Annotated in this window: 19 protein-coding genes; 6 read left to right on the top strand and 13 right to left on the bottom strand. The window is 67.3% G+C overall.

Translation table 11 applies throughout. The features are described 5' to 3' along the window. Positions 1–6: 6 nt before the first annotated feature. The 6 genes from FBZ87_RS16070 to zapE all read right to left on the bottom strand — a co-directional run bounded on the left by FBZ87_RS16070 (position 7) and on the right by zapE (position 9508). Positions 7–2946: a 2-oxoglutarate dehydrogenase E1 component gene (locus FBZ87_RS16070; RefSeq protein ID WP_145611308.1), complete on the bottom strand. Its 2940-nt coding sequence runs from the start codon at positions 2944–2946 to the stop codon at positions 7–9. A 467-nt stretch (positions 2947–3413) separates the two neighbouring features. After that, positions 3414–4289 (bottom strand): succinate--CoA ligase subunit alpha, encoded by an 876-nt coding sequence (sucD, locus tag FBZ87_RS16065; RefSeq protein ID WP_145611307.1) that lies wholly within the window; start codon positions 4287–4289, stop codon positions 3414–3416. A 2-nt stretch (positions 4290–4291) separates the two neighbouring features. Beyond that, on the bottom strand, positions 4292–5488 hold the full coding sequence (gene sucC, locus FBZ87_RS16060) for an ADP-forming succinate--CoA ligase subunit beta (RefSeq protein WP_145611306.1): 1197 nt from the start codon (positions 5486–5488) through the stop codon (positions 4292–4294). Positions 5489–5713: 225 nt separating this feature from the next. Then, positions 5714–6673, bottom strand: a complete 960-nt coding sequence (mdh, locus tag FBZ87_RS16055) for a malate dehydrogenase (protein WP_145611305.1) — start codon at positions 6671–6673, stop codon at positions 5714–5716. Positions 6674–7047: 374 nt separating this feature from the next. Further along, positions 7048–8301 carry a DUF2336 domain-containing protein gene (locus FBZ87_RS16050; protein WP_145611304.1) on the bottom strand — a complete coding sequence of 418 codons (1254 nt, stop codon included), beginning with the start codon at positions 8299–8301 and terminating at the stop codon, positions 7048–7050. A gap of 82 nt (positions 8302–8383) precedes the next feature. Continuing rightward, complete coding sequence (zapE, locus tag FBZ87_RS16045) at positions 8384–9508, bottom strand: cell division protein ZapE (RefSeq protein WP_145611303.1); 1125 nt, start codon at positions 9506–9508, stop codon at positions 8384–8386. A 315-nt stretch (positions 9509–9823) separates the two neighbouring features. On the opposite strand from zapE, the gene leuD reads away from it, so the two are divergent. Both leuD and leuB read left to right on the top strand, forming a co-directional pair. Next, on the top strand, positions 9824–10438 hold the full coding sequence (leuD, locus tag FBZ87_RS16040; protein ID WP_040849669.1) for a 3-isopropylmalate dehydratase small subunit: 615 nt from the start codon (positions 9824–9826) through the stop codon (positions 10436–10438). Between the two features lie 214 nt (positions 10439–10652). Beyond that, positions 10653–11762: a 3-isopropylmalate dehydrogenase gene (leuB, locus tag FBZ87_RS16035; RefSeq protein WP_145611302.1), complete on the top strand. Its 1110-nt coding sequence runs from the start codon at positions 10653–10655 to the stop codon at positions 11760–11762. Between the two features lie 143 nt (positions 11763–11905). Here leuB and FBZ87_RS16030 read toward each other — a convergent pair whose 3' ends face one another. From FBZ87_RS16030 to FBZ87_RS16020, 3 genes are all read right to left on the bottom strand, one after another. Then, a complete protein-coding gene (locus tag FBZ87_RS16030) occupies positions 11906–13153 on the bottom strand; it encodes a pentapeptide repeat-containing protein (RefSeq protein WP_186454793.1) in 1248 nt (415 codons plus the stop codon). A 168-nt stretch (positions 13154–13321) separates the two neighbouring features. After that, positions 13322–13582, bottom strand: coding sequence for a hypothetical protein (locus tag FBZ87_RS16025; protein WP_040844662.1), 261 nt, complete (start codon positions 13580–13582; stop codon positions 13322–13324). A gap of 44 nt (positions 13583–13626) precedes the next feature. Continuing rightward, positions 13627–13968 carry an Mpo1-like protein gene (locus tag FBZ87_RS16020; protein ID WP_145611300.1) on the bottom strand — a complete coding sequence of 114 codons (342 nt, stop codon included), beginning with the start codon at positions 13966–13968 and terminating at the stop codon, positions 13627–13629. A gap of 174 nt (positions 13969–14142) precedes the next feature. On the opposite strand from FBZ87_RS16020, the gene FBZ87_RS16015 reads away from it, so the two are divergent. Beyond that, positions 14143–15159 carry an aspartate-semialdehyde dehydrogenase gene (locus FBZ87_RS16015; protein ID WP_145611299.1) on the top strand — a complete coding sequence of 339 codons (1017 nt, stop codon included), beginning with the start codon at positions 14143–14145 and terminating at the stop codon, positions 15157–15159. A gap of 88 nt (positions 15160–15247) precedes the next feature. On the opposite strand, the gene FBZ87_RS29235 is transcribed toward FBZ87_RS16015, so the two are convergent. Together FBZ87_RS29235 and FBZ87_RS29230 are read right to left on the bottom strand one after the other, a co-directional pair. Then, complete coding sequence (locus tag FBZ87_RS29235; RefSeq protein ID WP_186454792.1) at positions 15248–15745, bottom strand: thioredoxin family protein; 498 nt, start codon at positions 15743–15745, stop codon at positions 15248–15250. A gap of 14 nt (positions 15746–15759) precedes the next feature. Then, positions 15760–16299, bottom strand: coding sequence for a hypothetical protein (locus FBZ87_RS29230; RefSeq protein WP_186454791.1), 540 nt, complete (start codon positions 16297–16299; stop codon positions 15760–15762). 223 nt (positions 16300–16522) lie between these two features. Between FBZ87_RS29230 and FBZ87_RS16005 the strand changes: the two genes are divergently transcribed. Further along, positions 16523–17446: an HpcH/HpaI aldolase/citrate lyase family protein gene (locus tag FBZ87_RS16005; protein ID WP_145611297.1), complete on the top strand. Its 924-nt coding sequence runs from the start codon at positions 16523–16525 to the stop codon at positions 17444–17446. Between the two features lie 951 nt (positions 17447–18397). Here the strand turns inward: FBZ87_RS16005 and FBZ87_RS16000 are convergent. Next, complete coding sequence (locus tag FBZ87_RS16000; RefSeq protein ID WP_145611296.1) at positions 18398–19342, bottom strand: hypothetical protein; 945 nt, start codon at positions 19340–19342, stop codon at positions 18398–18400. 147 nt (positions 19343–19489) lie between these two features. Beyond that, positions 19490–20242 (bottom strand): GNAT family N-acetyltransferase, encoded by a 753-nt coding sequence (locus FBZ87_RS15995; protein WP_145611295.1) that lies wholly within the window; start codon positions 20240–20242, stop codon positions 19490–19492. Between the two features lie 365 nt (positions 20243–20607). Between FBZ87_RS15995 and sdhC the strand changes: the two genes are divergently transcribed. Together sdhC and sdhD are read left to right on the top strand one after the other, a co-directional pair. Then, positions 20608–21006: a succinate dehydrogenase, cytochrome b556 subunit gene (gene sdhC, locus FBZ87_RS15990; RefSeq protein ID WP_198924759.1), complete on the top strand. Its 399-nt coding sequence runs from the start codon at positions 20608–20610 to the stop codon at positions 21004–21006. A gap of 16 nt (positions 21007–21022) precedes the next feature. Further along, positions 21023–21421, top strand: coding sequence for a succinate dehydrogenase, hydrophobic membrane anchor protein (gene sdhD, locus FBZ87_RS15985; RefSeq protein ID WP_145611294.1), 399 nt, complete (start codon positions 21023–21025; stop codon positions 21419–21421). Position 21422: the final 1 nt, after the last annotated feature.

Genomic DNA, 21422 nt, shown 5'->3' with positions numbered 1-21422 from the left:
ATTGGATCAAGCGATGGTCAGCGCCTCGTCCAGGAACTTGGCCAGTTCCTGGTTGTGGCGCTTCAGCTGGCCGGCGGCCGGCGAGGCGGCCTCGGCGCGGCCCACGTAGGACGGACGGCCGGCCTTGTGGTTCAGTTCCTTCAGCACGCCCTCGATGCGGCGGTCGACGAAGCTCCAGGCGCCCATGTTGGCGGGCTCTTCCTGGCACCACACCACATCGGCGTTGGGATACTTGGCCAGCTCCACCTTCAGGGCGTCGCCCGGGAAGGGGTACAGCTGCTCCAGGCGCAGGAAGGCCACATCCTTCACGCCCCGGTTCTCCCGCTCCTGGAACAGGTCGTAATAGACCTTGCCCGAGCAGAGAACGACGCGGCGGATCTTCGCCGGCTCGACCAGATCCACGCCGGTCTCGTACAGGACGCGGTGGAACGACTCGTTGCCGGTGAACATGGACAGCTCGCTGACGCACAGCTTGTGGCGCAGCAGCGACTTGGGGCTGAAGACCACCAGCGGCTTGCGGAACTCGCGGTTCACCTGCCGGCGCAGCACGTGGAAGTAGTTGGCCGGGGTGGTGCAGTTCACGATCTGCCAGTTGTCCTCGCCGGACAGCTGCAGGAAGCGCTCCAGACGGGCAGAGCTGTGCTCCGGACCTTGGCCCTCATAGCCGTGCGGCAGCAGCATGGTCAGGCCGGACATGCGCAGCCACTTGCTCTCGCCCGAGCTGATGAACTGGTCGATGATGGACTGGGCGCCGTTGGCGAAATCGCCGAACTGGGCTTCCCACAGGACCAGGGCGTGCGGCTCCGCCAGGGTGAAACCGTATTCGAAGCCCAGCACGGCCGCTTCGGACAGCGGGCTGTCGTGCACCTCGAACCGGGCCTGGTCGGCACGGATGTGGTCCAGAGGCACGTACTTGGCCTCGGTGGTCTGGTCGACCAGCACGCAGTGGCGCTGCGAGAAGGTGCCGCGACCCACGTCCTGGCCGGACAGGCGCACGGGCACGCCCTCGACCAGCAGGGTGCCGAAGGCCAGCGCCTCGGCCGTGGCCCAGTCCAGGTCCTTGCCGGTGGCGAACATCTCCTGCTTGGCCTTGAGCTGGCGCACCACCTTGGCGTTCACGTCCACGCCTTCCGGCACGGCGGAGATGGCCTTGCCCACTTCCTGCAGCAGATCCATGGGCGCGGCGGTCTTGCCCTTGCGATCGTCGTTCTTGGCGGCGCTCAGACCCTGCCACTTGCCTTCCAGCCAGTCGGCCTTGTTCGGCTTGTAAGTGGTCGACGCCTCGAACTCCGCTTCCATGGCCTTATGGAAGTCCTTAACGAAGCCGTCGGCTTCCTCGGCGGTGATCACGCCCTCGGCGATCAGCTGCTTAGCGTACAGCTCGCGGGTGGTGGGGTGGTTGCGGATCGCCTTGTACATCAGCGGCTGGGTGAACGCCGGCTCGTCGCCTTCGTTGTGGCCCTGACGGCGATAGCAGACGATGTCCAGCACCACGTCCTTCAGGAACTTCTGACGGAACTCCACGGCGATGCGCGTCACGTGGATCACGGCCTCGGGATCGTCGCCGTTGACGTGGAAGATCGGCGCCTGGATGGCCTTGGCCACTTCCGTCGGGTACGGGCCGGAACGGGCGTACTGCGGCGCGGTGGTGAAGCCGATCTGGTTGTTGGTGATGATGTGGATGATGCCGCCGGTGCGGTAGCCCTTCAGCTCGGACAGCAGCAGCGTCTCGGGCACCAGGCCCTGGCCGGCGAAGGCGGCGTCGCCGTGCAGCAGCAGGCCGATGACCTCGGCACGGGCCTCATCCGTCGGCGGCATGGTGGAGCGCTGCACCTGCTTGGCGCGAACCTTGCCGCACACGACCGGGTTCACCACTTCCAGGTGCGACGGGTTGGCCGTCAGCGACAGATGGATGGAGTTGCCGTCGAACTCGCGGTCGGCCGAGGTGCCGAGGTGGTACTTCACGTCGCCCGAACCCTGCACGTCCTCGGGATTGGCGGCGTTGCCCTGGAATTCGGAGAAGATGGCCTTGTACGGCTTGTTCATCACGTTGGCCAGGACGTTCAGGCGGCCGCGATGCGCCATGCCGATGACCAGTTCCTTCAAGCCCAGCTGACCGCCGCGCTTCAGGATCTGCTCGATGGCCGGGACCCAGACCTCACCACCCTCCAGGCCGAAGCGCTTGGTGCCGGTGTACTTCAGCTGCAGGAAGCGCTCGAAGCCCTCGGCGGCCGTCAGACGCTGCAGGATGGCCTTCTTGCCCTGGACCGTGAAGTCGGTCTGGTTGCGGATGCCCTCGATACGCTCCTGGATCCAGGCCTTCTGCTCGGGATCCTGGATGTGCATGAACTCCACGCCGATGTGGCCGCAGTAGGTGCGCTGCACCGCGTCCACGATCTGGCGCAGGGTGGCGGTCTCCATCCCCAGCACGTTGTTGATGAAGATCGGGCGGTCCAGGTCGGCGTCGGTGAAGCCGTAGGTCTTGGGGTCCAGCTCCGGATGCTCGCTGCGCTTCTCCAGGCCCAGCGGGTCCAGCTTGGCCATCAGGTGGCCACGGACGCGGTAGGCGCGGATGAGCATCAGGGCGCGGATGCTGTCCAGCTGCGCCTGACGCAGCTGCTCGGGCGTGATGCCACCCCCAATGGCGTTACTGGCCACGGCGCCATTGGCGGCCGGGGCGGCGGCGCCATTGGCACCCTTCGCACCCTTGGCCGGAGCGGCCGGCTTGGCATCGGGATCGGGCACGCCGATGACGGCAGCCTTGTTGGGCGCCCAGCTCGCCCCCTTGATTTCGCCCAGCACGACGCGGGCATCATCATCCAGCCCGGCGAAGAAGCTGCTCCACGAAGGATCGACGGAGGCCGGATCCTGCAGGTAGCGGGCGTAAAGCTCGGCGACGAAGGTCGCGTTGCCGGCGAAAAACAGGGAGCTTTGATCGGTTACCATGGCGCTCTGCGCTTGATCTGGGAGGGATAGGGCGCCCGCGTCTACGTGGCAGGCGTCCCGATGGGACCGAAATTCGCGTTCTTTTACGCCATGATACCTGCGCCTTCAATATGCGACGGCGGTGGGGCCGTTGCCACGAAAACGCCTACCACGCATAAGAAACGCCCAGTTTCCGCAACAAAACCATCGAGCCTGAAGAGCGTCCGGCCTTTTTGTTGCGCAACGCTGGACGAGGTGATCATCATGGCGTCGGCGCGTGCCCATCAAAATTGTAAATGTGCACGCTAACAATGAGGTGGCACCAGCATCCCACGGGGTCAAGCGACGCAGGGGATGCGATGCCTCATGCCAGCCATGGAAAAACGGCGGCCCCGGGTACCAGACATGTGCTGGGCGGGTGCCGCCGTTCCTCCTCGGGCCGGCCCGGTGATCCGGGCCGGCCCGTCATTTCAACCGAAAGGCCGGTATCAGCCCTTCAGCGCCTTCAGCATGGTGGAACCCAGGCTGGCGGGGCTGTCGGCAACATGGATGCCGGCGGCGCGCAGGGCCTCGACCTTGAAGTCGGCCGTGTCGTTGCCGCCGGAGATCACGGCGCCTGCGTGGCCCATGCGGCGGCCCGGGGGGGCCGTGCGGCCGGCGATGAAGCCGACGACCGGCTTCTTCGTCTTGGACTCGCGGATGAACTCGGCACCGTCGACTTCCGCCGAACCGCCGATCTCACCGATCATGATGATGCCCTCGGTCTCCGGGTCGTCGAGGAACAGCTGCAGGCTGTCCACGAAGTTGGTGCCGTTGACCGGGTCGCCGCCGATGCCGATGCAGGTGGTCTGGCCCAGGCCGGCCGCGGTGGTCTGCGCCACGGCCTCATAGGTCAGGGTGCCGGAGCGGCTGACGATGCCGATCTTGCCCCGCTTGTGGATGTGGCCCGGCATGATGCCGATCTTGCACTCGTCCGGGGTGATGACGCCGGGGCAGTTCGGGCCGATCAGGCGGGTCTTGGACCCGGCCAGGGCGCGCTTCACCGTCACCATGTCCAGCACCGGGATGCCCTCGGTGATGCAGACCACCAGCGGGATCTGGGCGTCGATGGCTTCCAGGATGGCGTCCGCAGCGAAGGGCGGCGGCACGTAGATCACCGAGGCATTGGCGCCGGTGGTGTGCACGGCCTCGGCCACGGTGTCGAACACCGGCAGGTCGAGGTGGGTGGTGCCGCCCTTGCCGGGGGTCACGCCGCCGACCATCTTGGTGCCGTAGGCGATGGCCTGTTCGGAGTGGAAGGTGCCCTGCGCGCCGGTGAAGCCCTGGCAGATCACCTTGGTGTTCTTGTCAACCAACACGGCCATGATTACGCGGCCTCCTTCACGGCCTTGACGATCTTTTCAGCGGCGTCGGCCAAGTTGTCAGCGGACAGGATCGGCAGGCCGGATTCGGCCAGGATCTTCTTGCCCAGCTCGACGTTGGTGCCTTCCAGGCGGACGACCAGCGGAACGTGCAGGCTGACCTCACGGGCCGCCGCCACCACGCCCTCGGCGATGACGTCGCAGCGCATGATGCCGCCGAAGATGTTGACCAGAATGCCTTCGACATTCGGGTCGGACAGGATGAGCTTGAACGCGGTGGTCACGCGCTCACGGGTGGCGCCGCCGCCCACGTCCAGGAAGTTGGCCGGCTCGCCGCCGTACAGCTTGATGATGTCCATGGTGGCCATGGCCAGGCCGGCACCGTTGACCATGCAGCCGATGTTGCCATCCAGCTTCACATAGTTCAGGCCGTGCTTCGTGGCCTCGGTCTCCGACGCCTCTTCCTCGCTCTCGTCACGGAGCTCTTCGATGTCCTTGTGACGGTAGAGGGCGTTGTCGTCGAAGTTCATCTTGGCGTCGAGGGCGATGACCTCACCGGCGCCGGTCACGACCAGCGGGTTGATCTCGACCTGCGAGGCGTCCAGTTCCACGAACGCCTTGTACATGGCGGACAGGAACTTCACGGCGGCGCCGACCTGCTTGCCTTCCAGCTTCAGGCCGAAGGCGATCTGGCGGGCGTGGTAGCCCTGCAGGCCGCCGACCGGGTCGATGGCGACCTTGACAATCTTCTCGGGGTGGCTGTGGGCCACTTCCTCGATTTCCATGCCGCCCTCGGTCGAGGCGATCACGGTGACGCGGGAGGTGGCGCGGTCCAGCAGCAGGGACAGGTACAGCTCGCGCTTGATGTCGCAGCCTTCCTCGACATAGAGGCGCTTGACCTCCTTGCCTTCCGGACCGGTCTGCTTGGTCACCAGCGTGTGGCCCAGCATTTCCTTGGCGTTGGACACGACGTCGTCGATCGACTTCACGACGCGGACGCCGCCCTTGCCCTCGGGGTTCTCCTTGAACCGCCCGGCGCCACGGCCGCCGGCGTGGATCTGGGACTTCACGACCCACACGGGGCCGCCCAGTTCCGCGGCCACGGTCTCGGCCTCTTCGGGGGTGTAGGCAACGCCGCCGCGGGGAACCGCCACGCCGTATTTCTTCAGCAGGCCCTTGGCCTGGTATTCATGAATATTCATTCGGGGATCGCCCGCTTCCGGTTGGGAAACGGCCTCGCATGATTGCGGCCGATCGCGGGGCCAACCCCGCGCCGCGGGCACTGTAGAGAGCAATGCCGGGGCGATCAACCGCGTAAAGTGACGGAAGGGTGGCTACGGACGCTATTCCGGTATCTGTTTGGCAAATGGCCCCGCCGGCGGGAAGCGGGCGGGGCCATCCACTACGTCATACCGGAACCCGAACGATCAGCCGGCGACCTTGGCGGTGACTTCGACCAGCTGCTGCACGGCGGCAACGGACTTGTCGAAGTTGGCCTTTTCCTCGGCGTTCAGCTCGATCTCGATGATTTTTTCGACGCCGCCGGCGCCGATGATCACCGGCACGCCGATGTACAGGCCGTCCACGCCGTACTGGCCGGTCAGCTTGGCGGCGCAGGGCAGCACGCGCTTCTTGTCCTTCAGGAAGCTCTCGGCCATGGCGATGGCGGAGGCGGCCGGGGCGTAGAAGGCGGAACCGGTCTTCAGCAGGCCGACGATCTCCGCACCGCCGTCACGGGTGCGCTGCACGATCTGGTCCAGCTTCTCCTGCGTGGTCCAGCCCATCTTCACCAGGTCGGGCAGCGGGATGCCGGCGACGGTGGAGTAGCGGACGGAGGGAACCATGGTGTCGCCGTGGCCGCCCAGCACGAAGGCGGTGACGTCCTCGACCGAGACCTTGAACTCGTCCGCTAGGAAGTGGCGGAAGCGGGCGCTGTCCAGCACGCCGGCCATTCCGACCACCTTGGCAGGGTCGAAGCCGGTGACCTGCTGCATCAGGCCGACCATGGCGTCCAGCGGGTTGGTGATGACGATGACGAAGGCGTTCGGGGCGTGTTCCTTGATGCCCGCGCCGACGGTCTTGATGACCTTGGCGTTGATGCCCACCAGGTCGTCGCGGCTCATGCCCGGCTTGCGCGGCACACCGGCGGTGACGATCACCACGTCGGCGCCGGCGATGCCGGCATAGTCGGAGGCACCGGTCAGGGCGCTGTCGAACCCTTCCACGGGGGCGGCTTCGGCGATGTCCAGCGCCTTGCCCTTGGCGACACCCTCGAAGTCAGGGATGTCGAACAGGACGATGTCGCCAAGCTCCTTCAGGCCGGCCAACAGGGCCAGGGTGCCGCCGATCTGGCCGGCGCCGACCAGCGCGATCTTCTTGCGTGCCATGGTTGGGTTCCTTGAACTTTGGGTTGCGAATTTGGGTTCAACAATAAGGCGCTAACGAAACAGGGGACCGCGCCGCCCAAGGCTGAAGGCGTCGGGCGAAAGTCCCGGAAATTCGCCGTGCGGGGGTCCCAGGCGCCTGGGCGCCCGGCCTTCGGGGCCCGAGGAGCGAGGGAACCCGCTGGCGGGCTGATTAGCCTGAATCCGCCTGCCGGGCAAGGCGCCCCGTACACGATCAGGCGCGCGCGTCGCCCATGGCAGGCCTCCCGCAAAAGATATGGTTCAGAACCAACGAGCGGGCGCACGATCGCCAACCCCAGGTGCAGCTTGCTGCGGCGCACCGCCGGGGCGCGTCCTGACAGGCCGCCCCGGCGCAATCACTTCGGCGCGATATCGAACAGCTCCAGGTGCCAGTGCATCTCGACGTCGGTCATGGGGTAGTCCGTCCCCAGCCGCGCGTTCAGCAGCTTGCGCGGGGCGATTCCAGCACCCCGGGCCTGCAGGGTGCGGGCGCCGCGCATGGAAAAGCCCGCCCGCCAGGCCAGCGCCGTCACGGCCTTGGGGCTTTGCGTCGCCAGAATGCGGCGCACGGCGTCCACCGGCACGCGGGCCAGCAGCGCCACCGCTTCTTGGGCGAAGTCGCGGTCGCCCCAGCTGAGGGCGTCGCACACCACATCCTCGTTCAGGCCGCCGGAGACCGCCAAGCGCGCGGCCTTGTCCCCCGCGCCCTCCGGCTTGCCGTAGCCGGCCGCCCAGTCCAACCGGCGGGAAGCGGCGGCCACCACCGCCTCCACCCCCGCCTTGTCCAGCCCCTGCCCCGCCAGGCCGTCGCGCAGGGCATCCTCCACCGCGCTGGCCAGGCGCTGCGACACCTCCGCCGGACCGGCGGGCGGAGGTGGCGGCGCGTTTGGATCAGGTACCTCTTCGGGGGGCACGCCGCCGATCGGCATGTGGCCTCGCTCCGCCAGCAGGCGGCGGGCCTTGGGCGACAGGTCGGCGCCCGGGTTGCCGGCCAGGGTGGCCCAGGAGCCGTGGTCGCCCATCGCCACCACGGCGTCGCCCACCGGCCGGGACACGGTACGCCTGCCGGCCACCGCCTCCACCACCCAGGGCTCGGGCCGACGGGACAGGATATCCAGCAGTTCCTCGTCCGACAGTGCCATGCACCAGCGCAGCACCGGGCCCGCCACGTCGCGGGCCACGTCGCGGGCCAGGGTGACGGCCAGCTTGGGCGGGGCGCATTCCACGTCGGCCAGCGCGCTGGACAGCGCCGTGCGTACGCGGATGACCTGGTCGGCGGCCAGCAGTTCCAGGGCCGCGAAGGCGACATCGCGCACCGCCCCCACCTCGGGCCGCGACAGGTCGGGCAACAGGCGGGTCAGCTTGTCCGCCAGCAGGGCGCGCACCCGGTCGCTAGGGTCGCGGGCCAGGCGGCCGAAGGCGCGCACCGGCGTCATGGCGTTGGTCACGACGGCGCCACGCACCCGCTCGTCATCGTCGTCGGCCAGGTAATAGAGCAGCTCGGGCCGGGTGTCGGGACTGTTCGCCAACTCGATCCGCGCCGCCACGTCGCCCCCGGCGGCCACCGTCTTGGCGGTCTCATAGTCGATGGACGGCTTGGACGGCGACACAAGCTGCCTCCGGCTGGATCATGGGCTAACGCGCCCACATTACCATGTCGGTAGGCGAACCGTCAGTTCCAGTGGCCAGGCCTTAAGTGAGATGCCCTGCCGCCAGATAATCCTCCGACTGCATTTCCATGAGGCGGCTGACGGTGCGCTGGAATTCGAAGGCGTGTTGGCCCTCGGGGTAGAGCTGCCCGGGAGCGGCCTCGGCCGCCATGATCAGGTGCACCTTGTGCTCATAGAGGGCGTCGATGAAGGTCATCAGGCGCTTGGCCTCGTTGCGCAAGGACGGATCCAGCATGGGCACGCCATCCAGCAGCACGGTGTGGTAATGCGTGGCGATGGCCAGGTAATCGCCGGGGCCCAGGGGCTGGCGGCACAACTCGTCGAAGGTGAACCAGGCCACACCCTTGGCCTGGCGCGGCACCGGCAGCCTGCGCCCCTGCACCATCAGGTGGGTGGCGGTGGGCTGGGCGTCCGTCAACTCACCGAAGGTTCTTTCCAGCGCGGCGGTGGCGGCAGGGCCCAACGGATCGAAATAGACCTGGCGGCCGCGAATGCGGGCCAGGCGGTAGTCCCGGGCGCCTTCCAGGTGCAGGACGTCCAGCTTTTCCTTCAGCAGCGCGATGAAGGGCAGGAACAGGTCGCGCTGCAGGCCGTCCTTGTACAGGTCATCGGGCGCCCAGTTGCTGGTCGCCACCACCACCACCCCCAGGTCGAACAGGTGGGTGAACAGCCGGCCCAGGATCATGGCGTCGGCGATGTCGGTGACGTGGAATTCGTCGAAGCACAGCAGCCAAGCCTGGTCGGCGATGGTGCGCGCCAGTTCCGGCAGCGACTCATCCGCCCCGTTCCGGCGCAGGTCGGGACGCTGCCGCAGGCTGTGCAGGGACTGGTGCACCTCCTGCATGAAGGCGTGGAAGTGGACGCGGCGGCGGCGCAACACCGGCGCCGTCTCAAAGAACAGATCCATCAGCATGGACTTGCCCCGGCCGACGTCACCGTAGATGTACAGGCCCTGCGGCGCCGGATCCGGCCGCCGCGCAAGGCCGAAACGGGCGCGCCAGCCGGACTGGCCCTGCGCCGGGCGGTAATCCCGCAACGCCTGGTACAGGCTCTGCAGCTTCTCCGCCGCCAGTTCCTGGGCAGGGTCGTCCTTCAGCGTGCCGGTGCCGCGGCGGGCGCGGTAGACGGACAATGGGCCTTCAGTCATGGGGGCCTTCAGTCATGGGGCGAACACCGGGCGCGGGGAAAAAGGGGCCGTTCCTCATATCGAAACGGCCCGTTTCCAGCAACCGGCGGGGCATCAACGCACCCTTGCACCGTACCACCCTGGCGGCCGGCCAACCGGTCTCATTGTCCCGCAGACGCAATATAAGTTCGCAGAATGACCCATTGCCGTACTTCCCTTGCGTTTCGGTGGGGGCTGTCGCGCGTTAGCGCATTGTCGCGGGTGGTTGTTGGCCTCATCCGCCTTGTGGCAGAAAGGGACAGCGTCACCCGTATTGTAGTCACCGGACGAGAGCCCATGGACAAGTTCACCATCCTGACCGGCGTCGCCGCCCCCCTGCCGATCCAGAATATCGACACGGACATGATCATCCCGGCGCGGTATCTGAAGACCATCAAGCGCACCGGTCTGGGCAGCGGGCTTTTCTCCTCCCTCCGCTTCAACGAGGACGGCAGCGACCGGGCGGACTTCATCCTGAACCAGCCGGCCTACCGCAAGGCCAGCATCCTGGTGGCGGGCGACAACTTCGGCTGCGGCTCCTCCCGTGAACATGCGCCGTGGGCCCTGCTGGACTACGGCATCCGCTGCGTCATCGCCCCCAGCTTCGCCGACATCTTCTTCAACAACTGCTTCAAGAACGGCATCCTGCCCATCGCCCTGCCCCAGGACGTGGTCGACCGGCTGATGGACGAGGCGGCCAAGGGCGCCAACGCCACCTTCACCGTGGATCTGGAGAAGCAGACCATCACCACCCCGGATGGCGAGAGCGTCGGCTTCGATGTGGAGCCGTTCCGCCGCCACTGCCTGCTGAACGGCCTGGACGACATCGGCCTGACCCTGCAGCAGGTCAGCGCCATCGACGCGTTCGAGGCGCAGCAGCAGACCGGGCAGCCGTGGCGCTGGGCGCGCTGAACAGCCGCCCCCCGTGACCATCCTGTGACGGCCCGGTGACCGGCGCATCGGCGCGGTTCCCGGCCGAAACAGGGGTTGGCAGGATGCCGGCCCACCCGTATTTTCGCTAACCAATATCCAAAGGCCGCACGCCCGGCCGGCCGCGCGCCCACCCCCGAACAGGGAAGCCGGCGGCCGCGGCAACGCCGCACCATCCGACAAAAAGGGTTCATCCATGGCCGCTTACTCTCTTCTCATGCTGCCGGGCGACGGTATCGGGCCGGAAGTCATGCGCCAGGTCCGCCGCGTCATCGACTGGATGGGCCGTCGCCGCGACCTGGAGTTCACCGTGTCGGAAGGTCTGGTCGGCGGCTGCGCCATCGACGCCTACGGCGTGCCCCTGTCCGATGAAACCATGGCCCAGGCGCTGGCCGCCGACGCCGTGCTGCTGGGCGCCGTGGGCGGCCCGAAGTGGGACGGCGTCAGCTTCGACAAGCGGCCCGAGGCCGGCCTGCTGCGCCTGCGCAAGGAGATGGAGCTATTCGCCAACCTGCGTCCGGCCGTGGTGTTTGACGCCTTGGTCGATGCCTCGACGCTGAAGCCCGAGGTGGTGCGCGGCCTGGACATCATGATCGTCCGCGAGCTGACGGGCGGCGTCTATTTCGGTGAGCCCCGCGGCATCGAAGACCTGGGCAACGGCATCCGCCGGGGCGTGAACACCCAGGTTTACACCACGCCGGAGATCCAGCGCGTGGCCCGCGTCGCCTTCGAGCTGGCGCGCAAGCGCGGCAACAAGGTCTGCTCCTGCGAGAAGCGCAACGTCATGGAGTCCGGCCTGCTGTGGAACCAGGACGTCACCGCCCTGCACGCGGCGGAATACAAGGACGTGGAGCTGAGCCACATGCTGGCCGACGCCGCCGCCATGCAGCTGGTGCGCAACCCCAAGCAGTTCGACGTCATCGTCACCGACAATCTGTTCGGCGACATCCTGTCGGACGAGGCCGCCATGCTGACCGGCTCCATCGGCATGCTGCCCTCGGCCTCGTTGGGCGCCGCTGATGCCAGCGGCCGCCGCAAGGCGCTGTACGAGCCGGTGCACGGCTCCGCCCCCGACATCGCCGGCCGCGACATCGCCAACCCCATTGCCTCGCTGCTGAGCTTCGGCATGGCGCTGCGCTACTCCTTCGACCGGAGTGAGGAAGCCGACCTGCTGGACCGGGCGGTGCAGAACGTCCTGAAAGGCGGCATGCGCACCGCCGACATCATGTCCCCGGGGATGGCCCGCTGCTCCACCAGCGTGATGGGCGACAGCATCCTGCGCGAGCTGGACAAGCTGGTGGGCTAAGCCCGCTTGAAGCCAAAAAGGCCCGGCGCAGCGATGCCCGGGCCTTTTCATTTCAGAATCCTGTTCCCTCCGCCAGGCCCTTGCTTATGAGGTGCGGGCCCAAGGTGGGAGTGCGGGATCACGGCGCCCGGCAACTGGAGGGGTTATCGTGACCTCACCTGCGCGGTGTTGGCGCCGTCCAGGACGATGCCATCCACCTGGGCGTCGCGCAGATCGGCGCCGGTCAGGTCCGCCTCCCGCAGCACGGCGCCGCGCAGGTTCGCCCCCCGCAGGTTGGCGTTGCGCAGACGGGCGCGGGTCAGACGGGCCGGCCATTTGCGGTCCGGCTGCTCGGCACTTTCCAACAGGCCCAGGTTGGCGTTCTGCAGGTCGGCGCCGTTCAGGTGGGCACGCTCGAAATTGGCGCCTCGGGCGTCCACGCCCACCAATACCGCGTCCTGCAGGTCCACGCATTCCAGGTCGGCCATGACCAGGGATGACCCCGTCAGCACCAGGCGGCGCGCAACGGCATAGGCCATCTTGGCCGCGGTCAGGTTGCGCCCCGAAAGGATGAGGCCGCTCAGGTCGCGGCCCGACAGATCGGCACGGGCACCGGAGCGACCGGCCGCGGCCACCCAGACGGCATGGTCCTCCACCACCTCCGTCACGGGCCGGGCGCCTTCCCCGCCTTCACCCGGTAGGACGGCACCCTTGCCGCGCAGCCGGCCGACGAGGCCGGATTCCATGATGGCGCCACGGAAGTTGGCGTCTTCGAGAATGGCGTCGGTGAAGATGGCGTCGGTCAAGAGAGCCCCGGCGAAGGAGGTGCCGTGCAACCTGGTTTCCGACAGGTTGGCGCCCTGCATGTTGGCCCCCTTGAACACGGCGCCGCGCAGGTCGGCGCCGCGAAAATCCACCCCCGCCAGGTTGGCGTCGGTGAAATCGGCGTTCAGGGTCCAGGCGCCATTCATGCGGCTTTCGCCCATGTCGGCGCCGACTGCGATGGCGGAGGTCAGGTCAGGGATGCGGCCGTCGAAGGTTTCGGGCAGGGGCCTTCCGCCGCGGTAGACGGCCAGCACCGCCTCGCGCACGTCCGCCTCACGCATGCGGGCCTTGCTCAGGTCGGCGCCACGCATGCTGACGCCGCGCAGGTCGGATTTCGACAGGTCGGCCTGTCGCAGGCAGGCCAGGCGGAAATCGCAGGCGAAAAGGGACGCGTTGCGCAGCCGCGTGCCCACCAACTGGGCCTGGTCCAGGCGGCTGCCGGTCAGGTCCGCGTCGGTCAGGTTCAGGGTGGACAGGACGGCGCCCCGGAGGTCGTGCAGGATAAAGGCGAAACGGGCGCCACCGATGCGTCCCTCGATCAGCCGTTCATGCTTGCGGGCCGCCTCGATGACCTCGGCCGGGGTCACCCGCCGAAATTCAAATCCGTCCTGGTATTGCCGTTCAGGATGCATGCAGCCTAGCCACCCGACTTACCACCATCGCCCTGAAATCAGGCGCGCTGACTACATTGTTGCACCGGGGGCGCGCATTTTAGAAGCGGATTCACCGGCATTCAGGGAAATAAATTGTCGTTTCTAGGATACAAACTTACGGCAATTCTCAACCATTGTACCGTACAGGGCACGGATCAACTCTGACGGGCGCAGTCGGCCGAAGGGGATGTTTTCAACGGCGTACTCCACCAGTACTTCCGGGGGTTTGACCGGAACAATCTCAAAACCCGCCTTGCGCAGGCCGTCGACTACAGCTTGGGCCTGCTTGGTATAATTTTCGTTAAAGAAAGTTTTGTCCGCGCGCTTGATGGCTTGGGCGATGGTGTCGACGATCTGAGCCAAGGCGGCTTATCCTTTGGTGGCAGGCCTGAAACGGTAACGATCCGTCAGCGGCTGATCCCGTGGCGGCGCAGCTCGGCCCCCAGCCGCCCGGCCACGAACAGGAAGAACATCCGGAAATCGCTGATCAGCGACCATAACGGATAGGTGAAGGTGGCGGGCCGGTTGTGTTCCACGAAGAAGTGGCTGATCCAGGCGAAGAGGTAGCCGCACACCGGGGCGGCGGCGAAGTAGCGCCAATCCCCCGTGGCCAGGCCGGCGGCCAGCGCCAGCAGCACCAGGCCGGTGCCTACGAAGTGCCAGGCCCGCGTGGCCGGCAGGGCGTGTTCGCCCAGGTAGAAGGGCCAGAACGCGTCATAGGTGGCGATTCGCGGCTCGTGTACCGTCATGGTCTTCCCTCCCAGTCTAGAGGCCGCCGCCCGTTCGCGGGGCGGCACTGACGCCTGCGCGCTTGCAAAGCCCGCCGGCCGGCCTTAAGTCTCCGCCGGATTAGACCAGAGCGGCCCCCGCCCCCGCAAGCGGCCCTGCCCCTGGTCCCCGCCAGAGATATGAGGAGCATGACCATGGGCTATAAAGTCGCCGTCGTGGGCGCCACGGGCAATGTCGGGCGCGAGATGCTGCAGATCCTGGCGGAACGGGAATTCCCGGTGAGCGAGGTGGTGGCCCTGGCGTCCGAGCGGTCCATCGGGTCGGAGATCAGCTTCGGCGACGATGACCTGCGGGTGCAGGATCTGGCCAAGTTCGACTTCACCGGCACCGACATCGTCCTGTCCTCGGCCGGCGCCAAGGTTTCCGCCCAGTTCGCGCCCAAGGCCGCCGCCGCCGGCGCCGTGGTCATTGACAACACCAGCCACTTCCGCATGGATCCGGACGTGCCCCTGGTGGTGCCGGAGGTGAACCCCGAGGCCATCGCCGGCTACAGGAAGAAGGGGATCATCGCCAACCCCAACTGCTCCACCATCCAGATGGTGGTGGCGCTGAAGCCCCTGCACGACCTGGCCCGCATCCGCCGCGTGGTGGTGTCGACCTACCAGTCCGTGTCGGGTGCCGGCAAGGAAGCAATGGATGAGCTGTTCACCCAGACCCGCGCCATCTATGTGAACGACCCTGTCGAGAAGAAGCAGTTCACCAAGCAGATCGCCTTCAACGTCATCCCCCACATCGACGTCTTCATGGAAGACGGCACCACGAAGGAAGAGTGGAAGATGACGGTGGAGACCAAGAAGATCCTGGACCCGTCCATCAAGGTGACGGCCACCTGCGTGCGCGTGCCGGTGTTCATCGCCCATTCCGAGGCGATCAACGTGGAGTTCGAGAACCCCATCAGCGCCGACGAGGCCCGCGCCGCCCTGCGCCGGGCCAAGGGCGTGTCGCTGATCGACCATCAGGCCGACGAGGGCTATGTCACCCCCGTCGAGGCCGCCGGCGACGACCTTGTGTTCGTCAGCCGCCTGCGCGAGGACTTCACCGTGGAAAACGGCCTGAACCTGTGGGTCGTCTCCGACAACCTGCGCAAGGGCGCCGCGCTGAACGCCGTGCAGATCGCCGAACGGCTGATCAAGGATCATTTGAAGAAGTAGGCGGCGGGCTGACGGCACCCCGTTTGACCGCACCCAGGAAAAAGGGCGCCGCCTCGATCAGGCTGGCGCCCTTTTTCCTGGCATGGCATCAGATGTGGGAGCCGGGCGCCTTGGTGCCCCATTGCGTCAGGAAGGCCGCCACCTTGCCGGTATCGTAGCCTTTGCCCTGTTCCAGCAGGCCGGTGTCCTGGGAGTGCAACACCTTGCCCTCGCCATCCAGGACGAACAGGTGGGGATAGCCTGCCACCTTGGGCCACTGGCCCAGCAGCGCCTCGTTCTTGTTCTCCTTGCTCCAGTTCACCTTCACGGTGACGAAGCCCTGGTCGCGCAGCGTGCGCAGCCGCGCGTCATCGGTGAACAGGGCGTCGAAGCGATGGCACCACACGCACCACTCCCCGCCCACGTCCACCAGCACCCGCTTGCCCTGCGCCTTGGCCTGGGCCGCCGCCTCGGCCACATCATGGGCAGCGTCCCGGGCGGGATCGAACGCCTCGACCGCGGCGGGCGCGGTGTCCGCGGCATGGGCGGCCACTGGCATCATCAGGGGCGCCACCACCAGGGACAGCGCGATCAGCAGGGGGCGCATCGGGGCCGCTCCTCTCACGACTGCTTGGCCGTCACTTCCAATTCGCAGATAGGGGAGGCCATGCCGCGCGCCGATAGGCGGACGTGCATGCCCTGGGCGTCGCGCACCTTCAGCGTGGTGGCGGCGCCGGCCGCCAGGTCCATGGTGCGGCCGGCCGTGGCCACCGTGCTGTCGGTCAGGATGTATTCCAGGGTGCAGCGGCGGTTGCCGATGTTGCGGAACAGCGCCTCGCCCGGGCCGCTGATCTTGAAGCCGAAACTGCGGCCATCGTTGAAATCCATCCGGCCGGTGCAAGGGCTGCCGGTCCCCACCACGCATTCCACGTCGCGCGGGGGCGCCTTGGCGTTGCCCACTAGACGGGGATCGCGCAGCAGCGGCTGGTTGGCGGTCACGGGCTCGCCCGCACCCGGCGCGCCTTCCTGCGGCGGCGGAGCGGCCTGAGCCAGGGCGCCGCCGGCAGCCAGACACAGCAAAGCCGCCAGCAGGGCGCCTTCCAGTTGGGTGCCACGGCGCGTTGCGGAGAAGATAATCGGACGGCGGGGACGCGACGGCATCGGGGAAAGGCTCCTCGTGGCAATGGACCGGCCCCCAAAGGGACGGGGCGGACGGCCTGTCCTAGGGGTAGCCCCGCCGCAGCCTGTGGGCAAGCCGCATGACGCGGGACAAAGGGACGCGAAGACTGTTACCACGGATGGAAGACTACCGGCCGTCGCCTCCGTCACAGGCTGGCGCTATGCTGCCCCATCCCGTTTCGCCCTTCTTGTACGAGCCCGCCTCATGGCCACCACCGCCCGTCCCCGCCGCTCCGCCCTGTACATGCCGGGGTCCAACGCCCGCGCGCTGGAGAAGGCCAAGGGACTGGAGGCCGACGTGCTGATCCTGGATCTGGAGGACGCGGTGGCGCCGGACGCCAAGGACCTGGCGCGCGATCAGGTGCTGGCCGCCGTGGCCGCCGGCGGCTTCGGCCGGCGCGAGGTGCTGATTCGCGTCAACGGCCTGGACACGCCCTGGGGCCATGCCGACCTGGCGGCGGCGGCCCGGTCCGGCGCCCACGGCGTGCTGATCCCCAAGGTGGAGTCGGCGGAGGCGGTACGTCAGGCGGATCGCCTGCTGGCGGCGCATGGGGCGGCCCCCGGGACGCCCAACGGCCTTCCCTTGTGGGTCATGATGGAAACGGCCCTGGGTATGCTGAACGCCAAGGAGATCGCTTCCGCCTCCCCCAGGCTGGCCGGCCTGGTGCTGGGCACCTCGGACCTGGCCAAGGAACTGCACGCCCATCACACGCCCCTGCGCCTGCCCATGATCACGGCCCTGGGCCTCTGCCTGCTGGCGGCCCGCGCCCACGGCCTGGCCATCCTGGACGGCGTGCACCTGGACCTGGACGACGATGCCGGCCTGGAAGCCAGCTGCCGCCAAGGGGTGGAGCTAGGCTTCGACGGCAAGACCCTGATCCATCCCAGGCAGTTGGCCGCCGCCAATGCCGCCTTCGCCCCCGACGCTGCCTCCCTGGACCGCGCCCGCCGCGTCATCGCCGCCCATGCCGAGGCCATGGCCCAGGGCAAGGCTGTGGTGCTGGTGGACGGCCGCCTGGTGGAGGCCTTGCATGTGGCGGAGGCCCACCGGCTGGTGACGCTGGCGGCGGCGATCCGTGCCCCTGATCAAACCGGCCTTGACAGTATCCGCTCAGGGTTTCCCCTTTGATAACGTGGCGCTCCACGGTGACCGGCCGCTGGATGGCGTACCCGCCGAAAGCGATCAACGCCGCCTTCATAACGACCGAGCTCCAATCCTCCGCCTTGCCTTCCTTGATGCCGATGCTCCCGATGTAATTCTTGGAATAGCCCGGCGGCCGGAACCCCATTGATTCCAATTTACGCCCCACCGCCGTGGTCACGATACGACGCAGGGAAGGGTTGGCGTCTGCGGACTCGACCTCACACAGGATCACCGGGTCGCCCCGCTTCATGCATTGGATATAAAACTCGCCCCAACTGAAGATGGCGAACCGGAGGCCGGGCCCCGTCGCCTCCGCCAGCCACTTGAAGGTGTCGGCCAGGTCCTTGGCGCTTTGCCTGAGCTGGGTCCCGGCATCGTCGAGATTCATGGGGATGGATTTCAAGGGTTTGGGCAAGTGCGACTCGTCCTCGTCATCCATGCCCGCGACCTCGCAGTTTTCCTCCAGGTCCTTCTGGGAACGGTCGTTGAACGCGATTTCCCCGCCGAAGTCGCGGCCGGTGGGATTGCGCGGGGGGCAGGCCACCGCAGGGTAGGAGCCGGCTTCCGTCATGATATCAGCCAAGGCGACGTCGTAGCCACCGGCTAGCGTGGCGACCATGAAACCGGCCAGCTTGTCGTTGGGCCATTCCGACGGGTCCAGGCGCGCAACGAAATTGCCGGTCTTGCGGTCGGAGACATAGCCCAGATCCTTCAGGTTCGCCCGCCGCTTGCACGAACTGGTCGCCGTCGTGCGCCTCCACCGCGGCGCCGCGCCCATCCATCTGGTCGGCATGCGCCAGGACGGCGACCGCCTTGGAAGGTCTGCTCAGGCGCTTCCCCCGCCCAAACTTCCGACGTGGGCGCGAAAGCCATCATCAGGCCCGCCACGACGATCATCACGCCCTTCATCGACATCTCCATTAATCGGCGGGCCCTTTAACGAGCGGGTTCGGAGGTGAGGCGCTCCACCTGCAGCGGCAGGAAGGCATAGTTGCCGAAGCCCTGCTGCGCCGCCTGGGCCAGCGTCTCCGCGACGGCCTTGGCGCTGTCATCGGCGGCGCCTGCCTTGAGGGGAAAGACCTGGGCGTAGTTCAGGGAGTAGCCGGGCTCGAGGAACCCCAATTTCTTCAGCCGCCGTCCGACAGCCGGTGTCAGCACGGGCTTGAGCCGGGGATTGATGTCGGCGGACACCACCTCGCACTGCATCGAGGGATCCTCCGCCTTCAGGCACTGAATATAAAAGTCGCCCCAGGAAAAGATGGCGATGTGATGCTCCGGCCCGGTGCCGCCAGCCACCCAGTGCACCGCCTCGGCGATGGCCTTGTATTGCCGGGATCTGAGATCCGGCGCGTCGTCCGGCATGGCCGGCGGTCGCGGCAAGGGCTTCTGATCCGCTTCATCCTCCGGCTCCAGGCGGCACCCCTCCGCCAGGTTCTTGACCTTGGTGCCGAGAAGCACGACAGCCCCGCCATATGGATTCCCGGAAGTAACCCGCGCCGGGCACTCGGCCGCGGCAAACCAGCCATATTGCATTTCAGTGTCCTGCCCACTGTTGCCATAACCGACATCCAGGGCATGAACCATGAAGGCCATCAGCAGCTTGGGCCCAGGCGGCGCATCCCATCGCCGGATGAAGTTTCCCGTCTGCCGGTCGGCGGCGAAGCCCAGCTCCCTCAAGGCCGCCCTGCGTTCCTTGGTCAGGACATGGCGCATCCAGGATTGCCCGCGGGTTCCCGCCGCCTCGCAGATGATGGCCGTCTGATGCGGCATATGCCGGCACTGGACGAACTTGTAACCGTCGTGCACCTCCACCAGCCCACCGCGCCCCGCCGGATCATCGGAAAAGAGCTGGGTCTGAACGATCCTGGTCAACGATTCCATGGTCGGCTCTTCCGCCTGTGCCAGGACTGGCCCCAGCAGGACCAAACCCAAGCCCAAAACGGCGCCCCTGATCGTCACCATGCCAACACCCGGTAGGCTGCCATAGGGGCAATCTACTTTCAGGCGCGACGCGCATCAACTATGCAACTAATCTTTCTGGCGATATTGATAGCGATAAACGGTCCGGAACCCCATCCGGGCATACGTCGCCAGCGCCGGCCGGTTGGCGCCGCCCACCTGCAGATAAGCGTGGGCGACACCCGCGTCCGCCCCCGCCGCCAGCAGGCGGGTCATCAGGCGCCGCGACACGCCCCGGCCTCGCTGCTCCGGCGCCACCAGCACCTTGTAGACGCCCAGCCAGCCGCGATCGGCGACTCCAAGCGCGCTGCCAACATAGCGACCGCCATCCCACGCGCTCAGGTACAGGGTGGGCACGGCGATAGCGTCCAGCAGGCGGCGCATCGGGTCCGCCTCCCGCGCCGGCAGCGGCAGGGCCGCCGCGTAACTGGCCAGCAGGTCAGGGGCCGGTGTCGTTTCCAACCGCCAGTCCAGGCCATCCGCCGTTGGCGCCAGGCCCGGCGGGATGGTGGCCGCCTGCACCAGGTTCTCCTCCTGCCGCAGATAACCGCGCCGATCCAGTTCCGCCGTCAGGTCAGGCGGGGCCAGGGGCGTGATGCGGAAACGGGGGGGCAGGCCTTCGCGGGTGTAGGCCGCCTCCGCCCGGTCCACCTTTTCCGCCACCGGCAGCACGCCGGCCGACAGGCAGGTCACCGAGTTGGAGCGGCCCGAATGCCCTTCTGAAAACCGCAGCAGCCAGCCATCATCGTGGATGGTTTTCAGGGCGGGCCAAGCCGTCAGGCACAGCTCTTCCAGCAGGCGGCACAAGTCGTTGGCGGACAAGATGGAAACTTTCGCAAGGCGACGAGGTTGACACCGGCACTGTACCGGCCGCCCCGACGCGCGGCAATCGACCCGGCCGATGGCGAAGCCGCCGGGCAAGGACGTTTGCCGGGGCGGGTCGCCAGCCATGTCGCCAGCCATGTCGAAAGAATCACGCACCCATGCGCCCCACCCCTTGTATTCGCAAAAGTCGGCCCCAGACAGGGCGTTGACGGACAAGAGGCGGGGGCGTAATTGACTTCACATCCTATCCGCCCCCGGCGGTGCAACAATTCGGCCGGCGTCGCGACCCGCATGTCGCGGGCGCCATATGGCCGGTGCGGCACCGGCACCTGATAATCCAAAAGGACGAGGACGCGCGAATCATGAGCGAGACCAGCGTGGCCAAAAAGGCACGGCCGCTGTCGCCCCACCTCCAGGTCTATCGCCTACCCCTGCCCGCCGTGTCGTCGATCACGCACCGCTTCACCGGCATCGCCCTGACCGTTGGCACCCTGGTACTGACCTGGTGGCTGGTGGCGGCCGCCAGCGGCCCCGACGACTTCGACACGGCCCAGCACGTGCTGGGCAGCCCCATCGGCCTGCTCTGCCTGCTGGGCTGGACCTGGGCCTTCGGCTACCACCTGCTGAAGGGCATCCAGCACCTGATCTGGGACACCGGCACCGGCATCACCAATGCCAGCGCGCAGCGCAGCTCCGCCCTGGTGTTCGGCGGTTCCTTCGTTCTGACGGCGATCGTCTGGATCGCCGCTTTCGCCCTCTGACGGGAGCGCGCATTCCATGGCTTCTACGTCCGACAACGGCTTCCGCACGCGCCTCGGCCGCGTGCGCGGCCTCGGCTCCGCCAAGAGCGGCGGCGCCCATTGGCTGGCCTACCGCATGGTCGCGGTCCTGCTGGTGCCGCTGACCGTCTGGTTCCTGATCTCCATCGTCCGCCTGGCCAAGGCGGAACATGCCGACGCCATCGCCTGGGTGCACCAGCCGGTGAACGCGGTCCTGCTGCTGATCACCCTGATCGCCACCTTCCACCATGCCGCCGCCGGCATGCGCGAAGTGTACGAAGACTACATCCACGGCAAGCTGGCGCGCCTGATCGCCATCGGGCTGACCAACGGCGCCGCCATCCTGCTGGCCGCCGCGAGCGTCTTCGCCGTGCTCAAGATCGCCTTCGGGGCGTGAG

It is taken from the genome of Nitrospirillum amazonense (assembly GCF_007828035.1).
Classification (GTDB): domain Bacteria; phylum Pseudomonadota; class Alphaproteobacteria; order Azospirillales; family Azospirillaceae; genus Nitrospirillum; species Nitrospirillum amazonense.
Note: the sequence above shows the minus strand (reverse complement) of the source record. Positions and strands in the feature narration are given on the sequence as shown.